Raw genomic sequence first — 17,661 nt, 5'->3', positions numbered from 1 at the left:
CACCCCTGCAGGCTGGAGTCCCAAAACCCTCGGGATGGTGATTTGCAGTCGGCCTTGGTGCTATTCCAAGTGCTCGTCAGGGTTTTTGCCCGTCGTCGGGCTCGTCCCCCAGTTGACGGTTTTGGGCTGGTTTTTCGTGGCTGGTGGCAACTGTGGAAGTCTTGCTCAAACCCTAAACGGGTTGCGAATCACCAGCGCGTTGGAGCTTGCCGGCCCGGGTACTTTGACGTTGAGCCCGTCTTGCAGGTCCTCTGTATATAAAACGGCGCAATCACTTAGTACGGCAGATGCAACGATATTGGCGTCATACACCGACAAGCTATAGCGATCCATCAAGGTCAGGGCCGTTTGGTGGGTGCGAACGCTTAAATCGATCACATCGCAGGTGTCAATCAAGGTGCTGCAAAGAGCCTCAACATCTGGCAGCGCCATAGCGCGCTTCCTGCGCAGCACATTGGCAAACTCATTGAGCACCTGCACGCTGATAACGGCGTGCTGGGCCAGCAACTGCTCCACCACATCGGCGCGCTCACTGTCGTCTACCCAATAAATGAGCACGTTGGTGTCAATAAACGCCTTCACCGTGCGTTGGCCTCGTCACGGTCAGAGGCAAAGTCTGCGCCCCAGGACCCTCGCAAGTGGCGCACCGCCCGCAAGCGCTCCAACTTGCTGGGCAGGCGGGTCACGGTGACACTGGCCGGCTGCTCCGCTTGCCGGGGTGCCGGTTGCAACACCAACTCATCCCCATCGGCAATGCCCAGCTCCTGCACCAGCGAAACAGGCAGCCGCACCGCCAGACTATTTCCCCATTTGGCAACTTGCATGATGAAACCCCGCTTTAGATATACATAGCAATAAGTATATTGCGCCGTGAGCTCGGACACAATTTTCAAGCGAAATCAGCCGCTAGCCTATGTCTTGTGTGCGCGAGCAGCTACTATTTTCATAGCGAACGTCGTGAGCTGCGCGGCACAGGGTGCGGCTGAAACCGTGCGCACGGACGCGCTGCCAGGATTGACAGTTAGGCCTTTAGCGCCACCAGATTCTTCCGGGCCGACTTCTGTTTCGGACTGGATTCGAGTTGAGCGGGCAGGGGTCGGGTTCCCCAGAGGCCTGGCCCCCGTCGGCCCCTAACCTTTCACAAGCCTTGTTGCTGGCAAGCCCCACGCCTTAGTCAGGGGTCAAGCACCGCTGGTAGGGTCAGCCGCCCGGTCTTGGTACGTGCGATGTCTATGATGAGAGGCATGACAGAAAATAGCCTCAAGTCTTGTGCGTTTTGCACCTTGCCTTCAGCGCGGGTGATTGATGAAAACGCGATGGCCATCGTTATCCGTGACGGGTATCCCGTGTCACCGGGTCACACCCTGTTGTTACCGAAGCGGCACACGGGTTCATTTTTCGACCTGTCGCAACAGGAACGTACCGACCTGTTTTCTCTGCTTGACCGGGCCAAGTTGGTGTTGGACCAAGAATTTCACCCGCATGGCTACAACATTGGCATCAATGACGGTGCGGCTGCCGGGCAGACCGTGCCGCATTTGCATGTGCATCTGATTCCCCGTTTTGAAGGGGATTTGCCAGACCCCAGGGGTGGGGTGCGGTGGGTGATTCCGGGCAAGGCGAAATACTGGCCATGACTCGAGAAGAAGTACTTTCAGCGTTTAACTCCATTCGCGTCTGGACAAATGGCGATAGGAGGGCCGTGCACGAGCCGCTTTTGGTGCTGTTGGCGTTGTCCCGCGTGAACGATGCTACTTCACAAACGATGGATTGGAACGATGCTGAGCCCCTTTTGAAAAATCTGCTCGAAGAGTTCGGGCCGGATGGTTCCGCGACCACGCGGCATTACCCGTTCTGGCATCTGCAAACCGATGGACTTTGGCAGTTGGATGGCCCCCCGGAGATCCTTAAACGCCCCGCGGGTGCAACACCAACTTTGACCGAGTTGCGGCAGAACCATGTTCGGGGCGGCTTCACCATGCCCATTTACAAAGCGCTGAAGGCTGATCCTGAGCTAGTCGGCATCGCGGCGCAACGCATTGTGGATGCGCATTTTCCGGAAAGCATTCGAGGCGATGTGTTGGATGCGGTGGGCCTGGCACAAACCGAGTCCATGGGCACACCAAAGGATCCGCAGCGCAGACGTGATCCTGCCTTTCGGGCCAAAGTGCTGCTGGCCTACCAATACCGCTGTGCGGTGTGCGGACACGACCTGCGCCTCGGGCAGCAGTCCATCGGTTTGGAGGCGGCACATATCAAGTGGTTTCAGGCCAAGGGCCCGGACGATGTATCGAACGGAATTGCTATGTGTTCGCTTCACCATAAGGTGTTTGACCTGGGTGCATTCAAGATCTTGCCGGAGACCTACCAGATGGTTTTCAGCCAGCACCTTAACGGGAGCGAAGCGGCATCGCACCGCATGCTGGCGTACCACGGCGCTGGCCTGATCCTGCCGCAAGCTAGAGAGTACCTGCCCCACCCGATCAATCTGGATTGGCACGCCAGGCAGGTATTCAAAAGCCCGGAGCGGGGCGGTTGACGGGCGAACTTTGCCGGCATCTACAGGGTCTCTTCAGGCATGGGGGCGGTGTCTTTTTGGCGACGGCGACGTCCGCCGATTCTGGCCGCCTTGGAACCTAGCGCTGGATGGCAATGCATTGTCAAGACAAGGCTACTGCATTACCATGCCGACTAACATTTATTTAATCGGAGCGCGCTATGGCTGCTACCCTTGAAGTCGAATCCACTCTGACCGACCGCTACCAGACAACAGTGCCGGAAACAGTTCGCCGAGCCTTGGGGTTGGGCAAGCGAGACAAGATTCACTACGTGATCCGTCCCGGCGGCGAGGTCGTTCTCTCTCGTGCGGAAATTGCCGAGAGTGACGATCCTTTACTCGGTCAGTTTTTGCACTTTCTATCCGGTGACATTGCCAAACACCCCGAACGGATTCAGGCCATCGACGCCAATCTCGCACAACATATCCATTCGCTGGTGGGCGATATCGACATCGATCTCAATGCCGCTCTATCGGCAGACGATGAATGAGCGGAGGGAATCACATTCCCTTGGTGGTCAATGGTTGGACAGTCTTCGCACACCCCCTGTTTCTCGACGAGTTTGAAGCACTCACACTGCAGGTGGAGGCGTTAAAGCACAAAGACCCGGTCGAATTCACAAAGAAGAATGTCTCCAAACGACTGGCCGCGATTGCCAAGCTAGCGTTTGATGTGATCCCACAAGATCCGTCGCGAGCCGAATACCGGCAAGGAAACACGCTGGGCGCCCACCACAAACATTGGTTTCGTGCCAAGTTCTTTCAGCAATACCGGCTGTTCTTCCGCTATCACGCGCCCAGCAAAGTGATCGTTTACGCGTGGGTGAACGATGAGGGCACCAAACGCGCCTACGAGAGCAGCGACGATGCCTATCGTGTATTCCGCAAGATGCTGGAGAGTGGGCATCCTCCGGACGATTGGAATCAGCTACTGGCCGAGGCACGTACCAAGAGCGACCGGCTAACCCAACCAGCGGTGCTTGCCCCCTGACTAGGACGTGAGTCTTGTCGGCAACAATGCTTGTACTGGTCGGCCCAAGAAAAAACCCGCAGAGCTTGCGCGCTGCGGGTTTTTAGGTTTGGTGGTCGTAGGTGGACTTGAACCACCGACATCAGCATTATGAATGCTGCGCTCTAACCAACTGAGCTATACGACCGAAGACGGGCATTATAGACGGGAATCAGCGGTGTTTGAAGACGGCGGGGCGCTTGTTGAAGAAGGCGTCCATGCCTTCTTTTTGGTCCTCGGTGGCGAACAGCGCGTGGAACATGCGGCGCTCGAAAGCGACGCCTTCGCTCAAGCTACCCTCGAACGCGCGGTTTACCGACTCCTTGGCCGCCATCACCGCCACCTGCGAGAAGGCGCAGATTTGCAGGGCGGCGCCCAAGGCCTCTTCCTGGAGCTTGTCCAGCGGCACCACTCGGCTCACCAGGCCGGCGCGCTCGGCCTCGGCGGCGTCCATCATGCGGGCGGTCAGGGCCATGTCCATGGCCTTGGACTTGCCGACCGCGCGCGGCAGGCGCTGGGTGCCGCCGGCGCCGGGGATGATGCCCAGCTTGATTTCGGGTTGGCCGAATTTGGCGTTATCGGCGGCGATGATGAAGTCGCACATCATGGCCAGCTCACAGCCGCCGCCCAGCGCAAAGCCGCTGACCGCCGCGATAACCGGCTTGCGCACCGAGCGGATGGTTTCCCAGTTGCGGGTGATGAAGTCGCCCTTGAAAGCGTCGGCAAAGCTCAGGCTGGCCATGGCGGTGATGTCTGCGCCAGCGGCAAAGGCTTTTTCGCTGCCGGTAATCACCATGCAGCCGATGGCCGGGTCGGCGTCAAAGGCCAGCAGGGCGGCGCCCAGCTCGTCCATCAGCTGGCCGTTCAGGGCGTTGAGCTGTTTGGGGCGGTTGAGGGTGATGACGCCGACTTGTTCGGCCTCGATGCGGGTGGTAATACATTCGTAGCTCATACGGGTTCTCCTTTACGTGGTTTTTTTGAATTGGCCCCAAGCGGGTGCGTCAGGTTGCGTCGTCCAGCCAGCGGTTAACCGCCGCGGCATCGCGCGCCGACAGACGCACCGCCTGGGTGGCCGCGGGCAGGGTGAGGTTCAGCGTCATCAGGCGCTTGTCGCGCGCCACCAGCGCGCCGAGTTTCTTGGCTTTGCCGGTGTAGAGCGTGAGGTCGTCGAGCGTTTGCATGCGCCAGGCGGCCGGCTCGCCCGCGGTTTGCACCGAAATCCATTCGTCGCCGGCGGCAAATCCGGCTTTTTCGGCAGCGCCGCCGCGCAGCACCTGATGAATAAAAACCCCGCCGGACTCTTTGACGCGCAATCCGAGCTGCTGAGCGATCTGGTCGGGCTCGCGGTTAACCTGCACGCCATGCTGCTCCAGCAACTCGGCAACTGGCAGCTCCTTGGTGCTGTGCACCCAGCGGGCCAGTTCGCCGGCAAAAGATCGGCCGCCGAGTTCCTGCAGCACGGCCAACAGGTCCGCCTCAGCCATCGGGCCGCCCTCGCAGCGCTTCCAGAGGCCGCGCATGACCGCGTCCAGCGTGGTGCGGCCCTCGGCGCGCAGGGTGAGATCCAGGCACAGGCCGACCAGCGCGCCTTTGGTGTAGTAGCTCACTGTAGCGTTGGCGGTGTTTTCGTCCTGCCGGTAGTACTTCACCCAGGCGTCAAAACTGCTTTGGGCCACGCTTTGCACCAGGCGCCCCGGCGTCTGCTGCACCTGGTTGATGGTCTTGGTGAGCAGCTTGAGGTAGGTCGCGTTGTCGATGCGCTTGGCGCGGCGCAGTAGCAGGTCGTCGTAGTAGCTGGTGAAGCCTTCAAAGAACCAAAGCAGCCGGGTGTAGTTCTCGCGGCTGTAGTCGTAGGCAGCCAGCTCGGCGGGACGCAGGCGCTTGACGTTCCAGGTATGAAAGTATTCGTGGCTGATCAGGCCCAGCAGCGTGGTGTAGCCCTCGGGCTGCTTGTGGGTGGTGGGGGCCAGCGTGCTGCGGGGCAGGTCTTTGCGGTTGGCAATCAGGGCGGTGGAGTTTTTATGCTCCAGCCCGCCATAGCCGTCGTGAACCATAGCCAGCATGAAGATGTAATTTTTGAATGGAATCGGGCCCTGGAGCTCGTCCTTATTGCGCGGGGCGCTCTCTTTTTGTGAGCGATTATTGGCTTCGCCGTGCCAAAATCGCATCTCGGTTTCGCAAATGGCGCGGGTGTCTGTCAGCAACTGTTCGCCGTCAAAACTCGGCGGTGCGCCGGCGACCACCATCCGGTGGGGCACGCCGAACACCTCAAAACCACCACTCCAGAACGGGCCCATCTCCACCGGGCAATCCACCAGCGTGTCGTAGTCATCCGCGCGATAGAGGCCGAAACCCGCCGCGTCGGTGTCAACCGGCTCCAGCCCGGTAGCCAGCTGCCAGTCGTGTGTGCCCGCTAGCGGCGGGATGCTCATGGTGTGCGGTAATTCGGCCGCCTCGGGCACCTGTAAACACAGGCTGGTGCCGTTAAAAAAACCGCGCTGCGCGTCCAGCCAGGCGGTACGCACCGAGGCGTCAAAGGCGTACACCTCGTATTCCACCTCCAGCGGCACCCCCGGGCGGCAACGGGCCTGCCAGCTGGCTTTGTCCAGCTGCGCCACGACAAGGCGTTTGCCGCCTTGCCGGCAGCTGAGGTTTTGGAGGTGCTTGGCAAATTCGCGCAGCAGGTAGCTGCCCGGAATCCAGACCGGCAGGCGCAGCACCTGGTCGGGCACCGGTTCTGCCACCGTCATGCACACCTTGAACAGGTGGCCGTGCAGGTTACCCGCCTCGATGCGGTAGTGCACCGCGCCCAAGCGTGCGGTGCGGGGCGCTTTAGCCCTTGGCATCTTTAAGCTGCTTCTCTACTTGCTGCGCATCGATGGCGCCGGGGATGCGGCTGCCGTCTTCAAAAAACAGGGTCGGCGTGCCCTGGATGCGGAAGGACTTGCCGAATTCGACATTACGGACCAGCGGGCTGGTGTCGCACATGGCCGCAGCAGTGGGGGCGGGCTGGTCGCGCAGCATCCAGTCCTGCCAGGCCTGTACCTTGTCTTTGGCGCACCAGATGGCCTTGGACTTGTCGGCGGAGTCTTGCCCGAGGATGGGGTAGAGGAACATATAGATGGTCACGTTGTCCACCTTTTGCAGGTCGCGCTCGAAACGCTTGCAGTAGCCGCAGTTGGGATCCTGAAACACCGCCAGCTTGCGCGCGCCGTTGCCCCGCACGATGGTGAGGGCGTCTTTGATCGGCAGGCTATCGAACTTGATGGCGGTGAGCTTGTTGATGCGCTCTTCGGTCAGGTTGCGCAGGCCCTTGGTCTCGAAGATGCTGCCCTGAATCAGGTAATTGCCCTTGGCGTCGGTGTAATAAATTTCGGAGCCGTTGACCCGGATTTCAAACAAGCCCGGGATGGGAGCCGCGCGCACTTCGTCAATCGCCTTGAGTTGCGGCATGCGCTTAGAGATGGCATCGCGGATGGCGGACTCTTGGGCGGGGGCGGCGGTGCTGAAGGCGGCCAAGGCTAGGCCAAGGGCGGCACTGAGCGTGCGGAAGTAATGCATGGGTCAAGGGCTCCGGTGGGGGACTGGTTGGTCTGATGTTGGCAATGAACGGTGAGGGCCTTACATACCCATGGCGCGCTTTGCCACCCAGTGTTTGAGGGGGGCGACGCGGTCAAAGCCGCGCAGGCCCCAGTTGCGGGCGGTTTGCACCAGCGCATGGGGGTGTGCAAAAAGCTGTTGCAGTGCGTCGCCGCTGCCGCCCACCAGCGCAAATTCCGCCTTGCGGGCGCGCTCGTAGCGGCGCAGCAGGCGCATATCGTCCACCGCGCGCCAGTAGCTGCGGGTGTCTATCAGACGCACCAGCTCGGCCACATCGCCCAGACCGAGGTTCAGGCCTTGGCCTGCCAGCGGGTGCACGTTGTGGGCGGCGTCTCCGGCCAGCGCCCAGGTGCGGTTCGCGCCGGCCAGGTGCGTGGTGCCGCACCAGCGCTGCGCAACCGCGTGTTGCAGCGGCCAGCTGGCGCGCGGGCTGCAAAGCCGCAGCCGGCCCACGGCAAACTGCGTGGCAGCGGCAAGGGCTTCGGTGAATTCAATCTCGGGGCAATCCAGCAGCCGGCGCGCGCGCTCGGGGCTGACTGACCAGACCAGCGCGTGTTGCTTGCCCTCCGGTCCCTGCAGGGGCAAGAGCGCGGTGATGTCGCCCGCATGAAACCACTGCCGCGCGGTTTGCTGGTGGGGGAGTTCGCTCTCCACCCGCGCCGCAATGGCCCACTGGGCATAGCGGCTCAACTCGAAGTCCACGCCAAACTCCGCGCGCGTGGCGCTGGCGCGGCCTTCGCAGACCACCGTCAGTGTGGCGGCCTGCGGCGCATCGGCCACCGTGATCAGGGGTTGGAACTGCACGGCCTGGGCCAACTGCTGATCCAGCGCCGGCACGTCCACCATCCAGTTCAGCGCCTCAACGCCCTGCTCTGCAGCGTCAAAGTTCACTTGGGAGTTGGCGTCGGACTGCACGGCCATGCGCAAAACGGGGGTGGCGGCGTCTCCGGCGGGCCAGCAACGCACCGCTTCGAGCAGCGCGCGGGACCGGGGGTTTAGCGCAAAGGCACGCACATCAGCCGCCGCCGATTCGGCCCCGTCTGCCGCGTTGGCTGCCAGCGCAACCCGCAAGCGCTTGGCAGCCAGATGCAAGGCCAGCGTGCGCCCCACGATGCCGGCGCCGCGGATACAAATGTCATAGGTGTGGGCCATGCGGGCATTGTAGGAGTCTGTGCCGAATAGGCATGGCATACACTTGCAACCCTGATTTCTTGAGGTTATCTATGAGTTTGAAGTGCGGCATTGTCGGCCTGCCCAATGTGGGCAAAAGTACCCTTTTCAACGCCTTGACCAAGGCTGGCATTGCTGCAGAAAACTACCCGTTTTGCACCATCGAGCCCAATGTGGGGGTCGTCGAAGTGCCCGACCCGCGTCTGCAGCAGCTCGCCGACATCGTCACGCCCGAGCGCCTGGTTCCGGCCATTGTGGAGTTTGTGGATATTGCGGGCCTGGTGGCCGGCGCCAGCACCGGCGAGGGGCTGGGCAACAAATTCCTGGCACACATTCGCGAGACCGACGCAACCATCAATGTGGTGCGCTGCTTTGAAGACGACAACGTGATTCACGTGGCCGGCAAGGTGGACCCGATTGCTGACATTGAAGTCATCCAGACCGAGCTGTGCCTGGCCGACCTGGGCGCGGTCGAGAAAGCACTGCACCGGGTGACCAAGCTGGCCCGCTCCGGCGACAAAGAGTCCATCAAACTGGTCGCCATTCTGGAGAAGTGCCAGGCCGCGCTCAACGAAGCCAAGCCGGTGCGCACGCTCGACTTCAGCAAAGAGGAGCAGCCCTTGCTCAAACAATTCTTCCTGATCACCGCCAAGCCCGCCATGTTTGTGGCCAACGTGTCGGAGAACGGGTTCGAGAACAACCCACTGCTCGACCGGCTGAATGAATTCGCCAAAGCGCAAAACGCGCCGGTGGTTGCGATTTGCGCCAAGCTGGAAGCTGAAATGTCGGAGATGAGCGACGAGGACCGGCAGATGTTCCTCGAGGAGCTCGGCCAGTCCGAGCCCGGCCTGAACCGCCTGATCCGCTCGGCCTACACCTTGCTCGGCCTGCAAACTTATTTCACCGCCGGCGTTAAAGAAGTGCGCGCCTGGACCATCCATGTGGGCGACACCGGCCCGCAGGCTGCAGGCGTGATTCACACCGACTTCGAAAAGGGCTACATCCGCGCGCAGACCATTGCATTTGAAGACTTCATTGGCTTCAAGGGCGAGCAAGGCGCCAAAGACGCCGGCAAGATGCGCGCCGAAGGCAAGGAATACGTTGTCAAGGACGGCGACGTGATGAACTTCCTGTTCAGCTCCTAACGCAAATACCCGGGTTGTTGGGCGCGGGCCGGACCTCAACCCTGGCTTGCCGTTTTAGGTGTTTTACCCAGGGCCAGCCGGAGGTATTCCAGCAAGGCCTGGTTGCGTGTGAATTTCATGCGTTCCGGGGTGCATAGGGCCACCACTTGGGTGCCAAATTTGGTTTGCGGCTGCCACTGGGGCAATACCCTGATCAGGCTGCCCTGCGCAATGGCGCTCTCACACAAATAGTCCGGCAGCAGGGCCACGCCGAGGCCCGCTACGGCTGCTTCGTACACGGCCTCGGGGTTGTCGGCGCGGTAGCGTCCTGCGACCTTGATCTGCTGGTGGTCGTCGGTCGCTTCGTGTTGTAGGACCCAGGTGTCGTCGCTATTGTCGCGCCGGTAATACAGGCATGAATGCTGCGCCAGCTCGCCCGGCTTGGATGCAAGACCATGTTGCGCTAGGTACAAGGGAGCTGCGGCCAAGAACCAATCCACCGCCGTCAAGGGCGTACTGTTGAACTCATGTTGCGCATGGCGCGACCAGCGCAGGGCGATATCGATGCGCTCGCTGGCAATGTCCATGAGCCGGTCGGCAAGGATCAGTTCAATTTCCAGCGCCGGATGCAGCCGTAAAAACTCCGGCAGGTGTTTTCCTAGAACGCGCTGACCCCACGACACCGGTGCTGTCAACCTTATTTCTCCCGTGAGCTCCGAGCGCAGCGAGCGCATGCGCTCCATCCCGCCGTAGATTTCGCTCAAGGCCCGACGCGCAAATTCCACATAGGCCTCGCCGGCAGGGGTTAAGGCAATCTTGCGCGTGCTCCTGCTGAACAGGGTGGCGTCCAGCTTCTCCTCGAGTTGCGCAATCCGCTTGCTGACGAGGCCCTTGCCCACGTCCAGCGCCAAGGCGGCCTGGCTCACGCTGCGGCTCTCCGCCACCTTCAGGAAGGCGGCCAGCATGTCGGTGGAGATGGGGCGCTGCTGCCGCTCAAGCGGGTTCATTGTTCGCGAAATGAAGACAATTCGTTTGCATTAAAGCAGTTGTGAGGTGGCGGGTCAATTTCTACACTGGCCCGGCGTTAGTTCATGAACACACACAAAAGGAGACAACATGAAGATCCACGCAGACCCCATCACCGTCAATTGCAAAAAAGTACTTGCCGGCCTTCAACTCATCGGAGCGCCCTACGAAGTGATTCATGTCGATTACTTCAAAGGCGCCCAAAAGGAAGAGCCCTATCTCAGCCTCAACCCCAATGCCTCGGTGCCAGCTATGGTGGACGGGGATTTCGAACTCTGGGAGTCCAACGCGATCCTGCAGTACGCGGCCGACAAAATGGGTAACGATGCCGCGTATCCCAAAGACCTAAAAACCCGCGCCGACATCAACCGCTGGCTCCTCTGGGAGTCCTCCAGCTGGTTCCCGGCCTGCTATGTGTTCCTCGTCGAAAACTGCGTAAAGCCCTTGCTCGGCGGCGCGCCAGACCCCGCCGTGCTGGAAGCGCAGCAAACCCAGTTCCACAAGCTGGCTGGAATCTTGGACAAACGCCTGGCCGCAAGCGCCTGGGTGAGCGGGAAAAACGCCACCATCGCCGACATCGCACTTGCCGCTCCGATGCACTTGCACGGCTAGCAGCAATTGCCCTTGGAGAAGCACCACAACCTGCGCCGCTGGTTGCATCAGGGCGTAGAGCAACTGCCTTGCTGGAAGAACACCATGGTGTACCAAGGCTTCACCACCCAAAAACCACTCTGATCTGACAACTATGACGCCTTCGCAACCCGTGCGTGCCACCCTGAACTACTCAGTGGATAACGGCATCCCCCCTGACTATTACTTCTATGAGCCCGAGCCCGAGGTCAAACTCAATCCGCCCGGGACGGATGTGCAGGAAGTCGAGATCCACGACGCATGGCCACAGCGCAACACCATCAGCCTGGACAGGGAGGGGTTCGAGCTACATGATTTCGACCCCTCTTTCAAAGAGTTTGATGACGATGCTTTGGTTAAGCAGACCTTTTATGAGCAGGTCGTAGCGTTTGTGAAGGCCCAAACGGGTGCGAAGCGCGTCGAGGTTTTCGATCACACCATCCGCAAGCGCCTGCCTTCGGACCTCAAGCAGCAAACCGAGGTGCAGCGACCCGCGGTGATGCTGGTGCACAGCGATTACACGGTCCACAGCGGTCCGCAGAGGGTGCGGGACATTCTTCCCGACGAAGCTGAAGACTTATTGAAGGGGCGCGTGGTGTTCTTCAATGTCTGGAAGCCGCTCTACCGCCGGGTGGAGGAACTGCCGCTCGCCATGTGTGACGCGAGTACACACGCTCCGGGCGACATGCTTCGCATGGACTTGAAGTATCGGGAACGCACCGGTGAGATTTATGTCATGCGCCACTCACCGCAGCATCGCTGGATGTACTTCCCTCACATGGAGCCGCACCACGCCCTGCTGCTCAAGACATATGACTCCGCCACCGATGGCCGATGCCGTTTTATGGGGCACTCCGCGTTTGAACACCCAGACACCCGGCCTGACGCCCAAAAGCGCGAGAGCATCGAGGTGCGCACCATGGCATTCTTCTGAGTCAGCGTCGCTGCATCGCCAACGGCTAGGTTCACAGCTGAATGGCGCCCGGAAACACCCACAGCAGCGCCACACTCATAGCGATATAGCGCAGGCACTTGCCGATGGCCATATAGGCCACACAGGGCCAAAACGGCAACTTCAACCATCCCGCCACCGCGCACAAGGGGTCGCCCACCACCGGTAGCCAGCTCCATAGACAGGCCTTTGGGCCTTGTCGTTGTAGCCACAATAAAGCGCGTCGCTCCGAGAACTTGTTGTTGAGGAAAACCTTGCGCGAGCCCCAGCCCATCAGCCAGGTGAGCGCGCCGCCCAAGGTGTTGCCAGCGGTCGCCACCGTGATGGCAGACCAGAACAAATCGGGGTTGAGTTTGATCAGTCCGAAGAGCGCCGGCTCCGACCCCAACGGCAAGAGCGTGGCTGAAATAAAGGCCACGGTAAACAGGGTGCTGAGGCCGAACTCGGGGAGGGAGAGGAGTTCAAGAAAATGCTGCATATCACGGTCGCTTGGATGAGAGAGCTTAGCGGCTTTGTCATTGTCTCTAGGTTCAGGAAGAGACGAAGCCGATGCTGCGGTGCAGCGCCGCCATTTCAATTGCTGAAATTTTGAGCAGTTAGAATCCCACTCGGGCCTGCCGCTGCGTAGGCCCTTTTTGTCTCCGGACGCTTTTCGGTTCCATTGTCTTCATGCAGATCGGCCCGTTCGCTTTGGCGAATCATCTCTTTGTTGCTCCGATGGCGGGGGTCACGGATCGCCCGTTCCGGCAGCTGTGCAAGCGCCTGGGGGCGGGCTATGCCGTGAGCGAGATGGTCACGTCGCGCAAGGATCTCTGGAAGACCCTGAAGACGTCGCGCCGCGCCAATCACGACGGCGAGCCCGGCCCGATTGCGGTGCAAATTGCCGGTACCGATGCGCAGATGATGGCGGAGGCCGCCGCCTACAACATCGACCGCGGTGCGCAAATCATCGACATCAATATGGGTTGCCCCGCCAAAAAAGTGTGCAACAAATGGGCCGGTTCCGCGCTGATGCAGGACGAGGCGCTCGCCATTGCCATCGTCGAGGCGGTGGTGGGCGCGTGCGCACCGCGCAATGTGCCGGTGACCCTCAAGATGCGCACCGGCTGGTGCCAGGCCGAGAAAAACGCGTTAGCCCTGGCCCGCATGGCCGAGGCGGCCGGCGTGCAGATGGTCACCGTCCACGGCCGCACCCGCGAACAGGGCTACCAGGGCCAGGCCGAGTACGACACCATTGCCGCCGTCAAAGTAGCTTTGCGCATTCCGGTGGTGGCCAATGGCGACATCGACAGTCCGGAAAAAGCCCGCGCCGTGCTCGCAGCCACGGGGGCTGACGCCGTCATGATCGGCCGCGCCGCTCAGGGCTACCCGTGGATATTCCGGGAGGTGGCGCACTTTTTGGCCACCGGCACACATTTGGCGCCTCCGCTGGTCAGCGAGGTCAAGAGGCTCCTCATTGAGCACCTGCACGACCACTACAGCCTGTACGACGAATTCATCGGTGTGCGCTCCGCGCGCAAACACATCGGCTGGTATGTGCAGGACCTGCCCGGCGGCGAAGAATTCCGCCAGCGCATGAACCTGCTGGAAGACAGCGCAGCCCAGGTGGCTGCCGTAGCAAGCTATCTGAATCAGTTGAACGAAGAAATGGACCGCATTCCCGCCAGGATTGCAGGCGCCAAGCCGACAAGGGGAAATGAAGTGATGGAAGTGGCAGTATGAGCAACAAGCAACTGGATGATTGCGTGCGCATGAGTCTTGAAAAATATTTCGCGGATTTGGGCGGCACCGAGCCCGATGGCATGTACGACATGCTGGTGCGGGCGGTAGAGAAACCGTTGCTCGAGGTGGTGATGGCGCACGCCGACCAGAACCAGTCCAAAGCGGCGCAGTGGCTGGGCCTGAACCGCAACACCCTGCGCAAGAAGCTGGTCGAGCACCAGATGCTGCCCTGATCGCATCCTCCGCATCCCTTTATATGAACACACACACCACACCCTCCCGCACCGCGCTGCTCTCCGTGTCGGACAAGACCGGCATCGCAGAGCTCGCCCGGGCGCTCCATGCCCAGGGCGTGAAGCTGCTGTCCACCGGCGGCACAGCCAAATTGTTGGCGGACAGCGGCCTGCTGGTGACCGAGGTAGCCGAGATGACCGGCTTTCCCGAAATGCTGGACGGCCGGGTCAAGACGCTGCACCCCCGCGTGCACGGCGGCCTGCTGGCGCGGCGCGACTTTCCCGCCCACATGGCGGCTCTGGCCGAGCACGGCATTGAGACCATAGACTTTCTGGTGGTGAACCTCTACCCTTTCGAGGCCACGGTAGCCCGCGCCGGCTGCACTCTCGAAGACGCGATTGAGAACATCGACATCGGCGGCCCCGCCATGGTGCGAAGCGCCGCGAAGAACTGGAAGGACGTCGCGGTATTGACCGACGCCAGCCAATACGCCACCGTGATCACCGAGCTGCAGGCCAGCGGCGGGGTCAGCGACAAGACGAAGTTGCGCCTGTCGGTTGCCGCCTTCAACCGCATCAGCCAGTACGACGGCGCCATCAGCGACTACCTGTCCGCCATCCAGCTCGGTGATGAGAGCCATGCTGTTCCCGCCGGTGACAAGACTCCCGCGCTGGACCTGTTCCCCGGCCAGAGCAACGGCCGGTTTGTGAAGGTCCAGGACCTGCGTTACGGCGAAAACAGCCACCAGCAAGCCGCCCTTTACCGGGACTTGTTACCAGCGCCCGGCTCGCTGGTAACCGCCAGGCAGCTCCAGGGCAAGGAGCTGAGCTACAACAACATTGCCGACGCTGACGCCGCCTGGGAGTGCGTCAAAAGCTTTGGCGTTTCCGGCGACTTGGCACAGGCTGCGGCCTGCGTCATCGTGAAACACGCCAACCCCTGCGGCGTGGCGGTAGGCGCGAACGCGTTGGAAGCGTATTCCAAGGCCTTCCAGACCGACCCCACCAGCGCTTTCGGCGGCATCATCGCCCTCAACACCGAACTCGACGAGGCCGGCGCGCAAGCCATCTCCAAGCAGTTCGTCGAGGTGCTCATGGCGCCTTCCTTCACGCCGGCAGCGTTAGAGGTGTTCAAGTCGAAAGTCAATGTGCGGATTTTGCAAATTGACCTGCCCGCGGGAGGAGCCACCGATTGGGATAAGGGCCGCAATCGGATGGACATGAAGCGCATCGGCTCCGGCATCCTGCTGCAAACCGCAGACAACCACGAGCTGGCCCAGAGTGACCTGCAAGTGGTGACCACCAGACAGCCGAGCGCCCAGGAGATGAACGATCTGTTGTTCGCCTGGAAGGTGGCCAAGTACGTCAAGTCCAACGCCATCGTGTTTTGCAAGGGCGGCATGACCATGGGCGTGGGCGCCGGCCAGATGAGCCGCCTGGACTCGGCCCGCATCGCCAGCATCAAGGCCGGCCACGCCAACTTGTCGTTGGCGGACACGGTGGTGGCCAGCGACGCGTTTTTCCCCTTCCGCGACGGGCTCGATGTGGTGGTGGACCACGGTGCCACCTGCGTCATTCAGCCCGGAGGCTCGATGCGTGATCAGGAAGTCATTGATGCGGCCAACGAGCGCGGCGTCGCCATGGTGTTTACCGGCGTTCGCCACTTCCGCCACTAAACTTCAGCCATGCAAAACCACATTACCGCCAGCCTTCAAGAGGCTTCGTCCGCGCTGAATGCGCTGTTGGCCAACCCCGCCGCGCTCGCTACGGTAGAGCAGGCCGCGCAACTGTTGATTTCCACCTTCGAGAGCCAGGGGCGGGTGTACAGCTGCGGCAACGGCGGCTCCATGTGCGACGCCATGCACTTCGCCGAAGAGCTGACCGGGCGCTACCGCAAAGACCGCAAGGCCCTGGGCGCTGCCGCTATCAGCGACGCCGGACACCTGACCTGCGTGGGCAACGACTACGGCTACGAGCAGGTGTTCGCCCGCTACATCGAAGGCCACGGCCGCGCCGGAGACTGCCTGGTCGCGCTCAGCACCAGCGGCACCAGCAAGAACATCATCAAGGCCGCCGAAGCCGCCAAGGCGCAGGGCATGAAGGTCATCATCCTGAGCGGGCGCCGCAGCGAAAAGCTCGAGCCCCTGAGCAATGTCTACATCTGCACCCCCGGCGGCCACTACGCCGACCGCGTCCAGGAGCTCCACATCAAGGTGTTGCACATCCTGATCGAACTGACCGAGCGGCACTTCTTCCCCGAGAATTACGCCGGCGAGTAGGCTTTTTGAGGCCTAAAACGGCTTTTTAGCCCGCCGCTATTGCGCGGGCAGCTTCTATCTTGATAGCAAGGCGAATGCCTCGGCGGCAGCGGACACGGTGTCAGCAATGTCCGCATCGGTGTGGGCAGCGCTGATAAAACCCGCCTCGTAGAGCGCCGGGGCGATGTATATGCCACGGTCCAGCAGGCCGTGAAAAAGCGTGTTGAAGCGCGTGTTGTCGGTCGTCATGACCCGGGCGTAGTTCTGCGGCAAGTCCTTGAACAGAAAGAAGCCGAACATGCCGCCCTCGCTGTCGCCGCAAAAATCGACGCCTGCCTTGTCAGCCTCGGCCTTCAGCCCGCTGATCAACAGCTGCGCTTTGCGGCCCAACTCTTCATAAAAGCCGGGTTTGCTGATTTCGGTCAGGGTCGCCAGCCCGCAGGCGGTGGCCACCGGATTGCCCGACAGCGTGCCGGCCTGGTAGACCGGGCCCAGCGGGGCGAGTTGCTCCATCACTTCGCGCTTGCCGCCAAAGGCCGCCAGCGGCATGCCGCCGCCAATCACCTTGCCGAGCACCGTCATGTCAGGGGCAAAGCCGGGCAGGCTGCGGGCGTATACCGCTTGCGCGCTGCCCAGTGCAACGCGAAAGCCGGTCATCACCTCGTCAAACACCAGCAGGACGCCGTATTCGGTGCACAACTCGCGGCAGCGCTGCATGAACGGCAGGCTGGCGCGCACGAAGTTCATGTTGCCGGCAATCGGCTCCATCATCAGGCAGGCCAGCTCTTTGCCGTGCAGGGCAAAGGCTTCCTCAAGCTGCGGGATGTTGTTGTATTCCAGCACCAGCGTGTGCTGCACCACCTCAGGCGGTACACCGGCGCTGGTGGGGTTGCCAAAGGTCGCCAGGCCCGAGCCGGCCTTGACCAGAAGCGCATCGGCATGGCCGTGGTAGCAGCCCTCAAACTTCAAAATCTTGCTGCGACCTGTGGCGCCGCGCGCCAGACGGATGGCGCTCATGCCGGCCTCGGTGCCGCTGCTGACCAGGCGCACCATGTCCATGCTGGGCACCTGGGCCAGAATGGCCTCGGCCAGTTCTACTTCGCGTTCGGTGGGTGCGCCGAATGAAAAACCATCCAGCGCCGCTTTTTGCACTGCCTCCAGCACCGCGGTGTGGCCGTGGCCGAGAATCATCGGACCCCAGGAGCCGATGTAGTCGATGTAGCGCTTGCCATCGGCGTCCCAAAAATAGGCGCCTTGCGCGCGTTTCACAAAGCGCGGTGTTCCGCCCACGGCCTTGAAGGCCCGCACCGGCGAATTCACTCCTCCGGGGATCACGCGCTTGGCGCGCTCGAACAAATCTAGATTACGGTTGGTCGCCAT

At 61.4% G+C, this 17,661-nt stretch carries 20 protein-coding genes and 1 tRNA gene; 11 read left to right on the top strand and 10 right to left on the bottom strand.

The window, feature by feature from the left end:
- Nucleotides 1-165: 165 nt before the first annotated feature.
- Together Q0O05_RS01410 and Q0O05_RS01405 are read right to left on the bottom strand one after the other, a co-directional pair.
- Entirely contained in the window at nt 166-582 is a 417-nt protein-coding gene (locus Q0O05_RS01410) for a PIN domain-containing protein (RefSeq protein ID WP_293660044.1), read from the bottom strand.
- Entirely contained in the window at nt 579-824 is a 246-nt protein-coding gene (locus Q0O05_RS01405; protein WP_293660043.1) for an AbrB/MazE/SpoVT family DNA-binding domain-containing protein, read from the bottom strand. Before Q0O05_RS01405 ends, Q0O05_RS01410 begins: the two co-directional genes overlap by 4 nt.
- A gap of 402 nt (nt 825-1,226) precedes the next feature.
- On the opposite strand from Q0O05_RS01405, the gene Q0O05_RS01400 reads away from it, so the two are divergent.
- From Q0O05_RS01400 to Q0O05_RS01385, 4 genes are all read left to right on the top strand, one after another.
- Nucleotides 1,227-1,637, top strand: coding sequence for an HIT family protein (locus Q0O05_RS01400; RefSeq protein ID WP_366519032.1), 411 nt, complete (start codon nt 1,227-1,229; stop codon nt 1,635-1,637).
- Nucleotides 1,634-2,539, top strand: a complete 906-nt coding sequence (locus tag Q0O05_RS01395) for a phosphorothioated DNA-binding restriction endonuclease (RefSeq protein ID WP_293660042.1) — start codon at nt 1,634-1,636, stop codon at nt 2,537-2,539. The genes Q0O05_RS01400 and Q0O05_RS01395 overlap by 4 nt, the downstream gene beginning before the upstream one ends.
- A 179-nt stretch (nt 2,540-2,718) precedes the next feature.
- Complete coding sequence (locus Q0O05_RS01390) at nt 2,719-3,048, top strand: type II toxin-antitoxin system PrlF family antitoxin (RefSeq protein WP_293660041.1); 330 nt, start codon at nt 2,719-2,721, stop codon at nt 3,046-3,048.
- Complete coding sequence (locus Q0O05_RS01385) at nt 3,045-3,548, top strand: type II toxin-antitoxin system YhaV family toxin (RefSeq protein WP_293660040.1); 504 nt, start codon at nt 3,045-3,047, stop codon at nt 3,546-3,548. Before Q0O05_RS01390 ends, Q0O05_RS01385 begins: the two co-directional genes overlap by 4 nt.
- Before the next feature lie 89 nt (nt 3,549-3,637).
- Here Q0O05_RS01385 and Q0O05_RS01380 read toward each other — a convergent pair.
- From Q0O05_RS01380 to Q0O05_RS01360, 5 genes are all read right to left on the bottom strand, one after another.
- Nucleotides 3,638-3,714: transfer RNA gene (locus Q0O05_RS01380), tRNA-Met, on the bottom strand.
- 24 nt (nt 3,715-3,738) lie between these two features.
- Nucleotides 3,739-4,518 carry an enoyl-CoA hydratase gene (locus Q0O05_RS01375; RefSeq protein ID WP_293660039.1) on the bottom strand — a complete coding sequence of 260 codons (780 nt, stop codon included), beginning with the start codon at nt 4,516-4,518 and terminating at the stop codon, nt 3,739-3,741.
- 49 nt (nt 4,519-4,567) lie between these two features.
- A complete protein-coding gene (locus tag Q0O05_RS01370; RefSeq protein ID WP_293660038.1) occupies nt 4,568-6,412 on the bottom strand; it encodes a peptidase M61 in 1,845 nt (614 codons plus the stop codon).
- On the bottom strand, nt 6,399-7,127 hold the full coding sequence (locus Q0O05_RS01365) for a DsbC family protein (RefSeq protein ID WP_293660037.1): 729 nt from the start codon (nt 7,125-7,127) through the stop codon (nt 6,399-6,401). Before Q0O05_RS01365 ends, Q0O05_RS01370 begins: the two co-directional genes overlap by 14 nt.
- Before the next feature lie 60 nt (nt 7,128-7,187).
- Nucleotides 7,188-8,318 carry an FAD-dependent monooxygenase gene (locus Q0O05_RS01360; protein WP_293660036.1) on the bottom strand — a complete coding sequence of 377 codons (1,131 nt, stop codon included), beginning with the start codon at nt 8,316-8,318 and terminating at the stop codon, nt 7,188-7,190.
- A gap of 71 nt (nt 8,319-8,389) precedes the next feature.
- Between Q0O05_RS01360 and ychF the strand changes: the two genes are divergently transcribed.
- Nucleotides 8,390-9,481: a redox-regulated ATPase YchF gene (ychF, locus tag Q0O05_RS01355; protein WP_293660035.1), complete on the top strand. Its 1,092-nt coding sequence runs from the start codon at nt 8,390-8,392 to the stop codon at nt 9,479-9,481.
- A 35-nt stretch (nt 9,482-9,516) separates the two neighbouring features.
- Here ychF and Q0O05_RS01350 read toward each other — a convergent pair whose 3' ends face one another.
- Nucleotides 9,517-10,467, bottom strand: a complete 951-nt coding sequence (locus Q0O05_RS01350) for a LysR family transcriptional regulator (RefSeq protein WP_293660034.1) — start codon at nt 10,465-10,467, stop codon at nt 9,517-9,519.
- A gap of 109 nt (nt 10,468-10,576) precedes the next feature.
- On the opposite strand from Q0O05_RS01350, the gene Q0O05_RS01345 reads away from it, so the two are divergent.
- Complete coding sequence (locus Q0O05_RS01345) at nt 10,577-11,098, top strand: glutathione S-transferase family protein (RefSeq protein WP_293660033.1); 522 nt, start codon at nt 10,577-10,579, stop codon at nt 11,096-11,098.
- A 133-nt stretch (nt 11,099-11,231) separates the two neighbouring features.
- Nucleotides 11,232-12,050, top strand: coding sequence for a CmcJ/NvfI family oxidoreductase (locus tag Q0O05_RS01340; protein WP_293660031.1), 819 nt, complete (start codon nt 11,232-11,234; stop codon nt 12,048-12,050).
- 31 nt (nt 12,051-12,081) lie between these two features.
- On the opposite strand, the gene Q0O05_RS01335 is transcribed toward Q0O05_RS01340, so the two are convergent.
- Complete coding sequence (locus Q0O05_RS01335; protein ID WP_293660029.1) at nt 12,082-12,546, bottom strand: YqaA family protein; 465 nt, start codon at nt 12,544-12,546, stop codon at nt 12,082-12,084.
- A 191-nt stretch (nt 12,547-12,737) separates the two neighbouring features.
- Between Q0O05_RS01335 and dusB the strand changes: the two genes are divergently transcribed.
- From dusB to Q0O05_RS01315, 4 genes are read left to right on the top strand one after another with little or no spacing between them, the layout of a single operon-like run.
- Nucleotides 12,738-13,790 (top strand): tRNA dihydrouridine synthase DusB, encoded by a 1,053-nt coding sequence (dusB, locus tag Q0O05_RS01330; protein WP_293660028.1) that lies wholly within the window; start codon nt 12,738-12,740, stop codon nt 13,788-13,790.
- A complete protein-coding gene (locus Q0O05_RS01325) occupies nt 13,787-14,023 on the top strand; it encodes a helix-turn-helix domain-containing protein (RefSeq protein WP_293660026.1) in 237 nt (78 codons plus the stop codon). Before dusB ends, Q0O05_RS01325 begins: the two co-directional genes overlap by 4 nt.
- 23 nt (nt 14,024-14,046) lie before the next feature.
- On the top strand, nt 14,047-15,699 hold the full coding sequence (purH, locus tag Q0O05_RS01320; RefSeq protein ID WP_293660025.1) for a bifunctional phosphoribosylaminoimidazolecarboxamide formyltransferase/IMP cyclohydrolase: 1,653 nt from the start codon (nt 14,047-14,049) through the stop codon (nt 15,697-15,699).
- Nucleotides 15,700-15,708: 9 nt separating this feature from the next.
- Nucleotides 15,709-16,302, top strand: coding sequence for an SIS domain-containing protein (locus Q0O05_RS01315; RefSeq protein WP_293660024.1), 594 nt, complete (start codon nt 15,709-15,711; stop codon nt 16,300-16,302).
- A gap of 54 nt (nt 16,303-16,356) precedes the next feature.
- Here Q0O05_RS01315 and hemL read toward each other — a convergent pair whose 3' ends face one another.
- Nucleotides 16,357-17,661, bottom strand: a complete 1,305-nt coding sequence (gene hemL / locus Q0O05_RS01310; RefSeq protein ID WP_293660023.1) for a glutamate-1-semialdehyde 2,1-aminomutase — start codon at nt 17,659-17,661, stop codon at nt 16,357-16,359.

The sequence above is a fragment of the Rhodoferax sp. OV413 genome (genome assembly GCF_945881795.1).
Lineage (GTDB): Bacteria > Pseudomonadota > Gammaproteobacteria > Burkholderiales > Burkholderiaceae_C > Allorhodoferax.
Note: the sequence above shows the minus strand (reverse complement) of the source record. Positions and strands in the feature narration are given on the sequence as shown.

What these genes read in the sequence shown, in the direction of transcription:
- hemL (WP_293660023.1), bottom strand. Translation starts at nt 17,661, where the DNA reads ATGGCGACCAACCGTAATCTAGATTTGTTCGAGCGCGCCAAGCGCGTG.
- Q0O05_RS01340 (WP_293660031.1), top strand. Translation starts at nt 11,232, where the DNA reads ATGACGCCTTCGCAACCCGTGCGTGCCACCCTGAACTACTCAGTGGAT.
- Q0O05_RS01370 (WP_293660038.1), bottom strand. Translation starts at nt 6,412, where the DNA reads ATGCCAAGGGCTAAAGCGCCCCGCACCGCACGCTTGGGCGCGGTGCAC.
- Q0O05_RS01335 (WP_293660029.1), bottom strand. Translation starts at nt 12,546, where the DNA reads ATGCAGCATTTTCTTGAACTCCTCTCCCTCCCCGAGTTCGGCCTCAGC.
- Q0O05_RS01365 (WP_293660037.1), bottom strand. Translation starts at nt 7,127, where the DNA reads ATGCATTACTTCCGCACGCTCAGTGCCGCCCTTGGCCTAGCCTTGGCC.
- Q0O05_RS01350 (WP_293660034.1), bottom strand. Translation starts at nt 10,467, where the DNA reads ATGAACCCGCTTGAGCGGCAGCAGCGCCCCATCTCCACCGACATGCTG.
- purH (WP_293660025.1), top strand. Translation starts at nt 14,047, where the DNA reads ATGAACACACACACCACACCCTCCCGCACCGCGCTGCTCTCCGTGTCG.
- Q0O05_RS01360 (WP_293660036.1), bottom strand. Translation starts at nt 8,318, where the DNA reads ATGGCCCACACCTATGACATTTGTATCCGCGGCGCCGGCATCGTGGGG.
- Q0O05_RS01385 (WP_293660040.1), top strand. Translation starts at nt 3,045, where the DNA reads ATGAGCGGAGGGAATCACATTCCCTTGGTGGTCAATGGTTGGACAGTC.
- Q0O05_RS01395 (WP_293660042.1), top strand. Translation starts at nt 1,634, where the DNA reads ATGACTCGAGAAGAAGTACTTTCAGCGTTTAACTCCATTCGCGTCTGG.
- Q0O05_RS01315 (WP_293660024.1), top strand. Translation starts at nt 15,709, where the DNA reads ATGCAAAACCACATTACCGCCAGCCTTCAAGAGGCTTCGTCCGCGCTG.
- Q0O05_RS01375 (WP_293660039.1), bottom strand. Translation starts at nt 4,518, where the DNA reads ATGAGCTACGAATGTATTACCACCCGCATCGAGGCCGAACAAGTCGGC.
- Q0O05_RS01405 (WP_293660043.1), bottom strand. Translation starts at nt 824, where the DNA reads ATGCAAGTTGCCAAATGGGGAAATAGTCTGGCGGTGCGGCTGCCTGTT.
- ychF (WP_293660035.1), top strand. Translation starts at nt 8,390, where the DNA reads ATGAGTTTGAAGTGCGGCATTGTCGGCCTGCCCAATGTGGGCAAAAGT.
- Q0O05_RS01400 (WP_366519032.1), top strand. Translation starts at nt 1,227, where the DNA reads ATGTCTATGATGAGAGGCATGACAGAAAATAGCCTCAAGTCTTGTGCG.
- Q0O05_RS01325 (WP_293660026.1), top strand. Translation starts at nt 13,787, where the DNA reads ATGAGCAACAAGCAACTGGATGATTGCGTGCGCATGAGTCTTGAAAAA.
- dusB (WP_293660028.1), top strand. Translation starts at nt 12,738, where the DNA reads ATGCAGATCGGCCCGTTCGCTTTGGCGAATCATCTCTTTGTTGCTCCG.
- Q0O05_RS01345 (WP_293660033.1), top strand. Translation starts at nt 10,577, where the DNA reads ATGAAGATCCACGCAGACCCCATCACCGTCAATTGCAAAAAAGTACTT.
- Q0O05_RS01390 (WP_293660041.1), top strand. Translation starts at nt 2,719, where the DNA reads ATGGCTGCTACCCTTGAAGTCGAATCCACTCTGACCGACCGCTACCAG.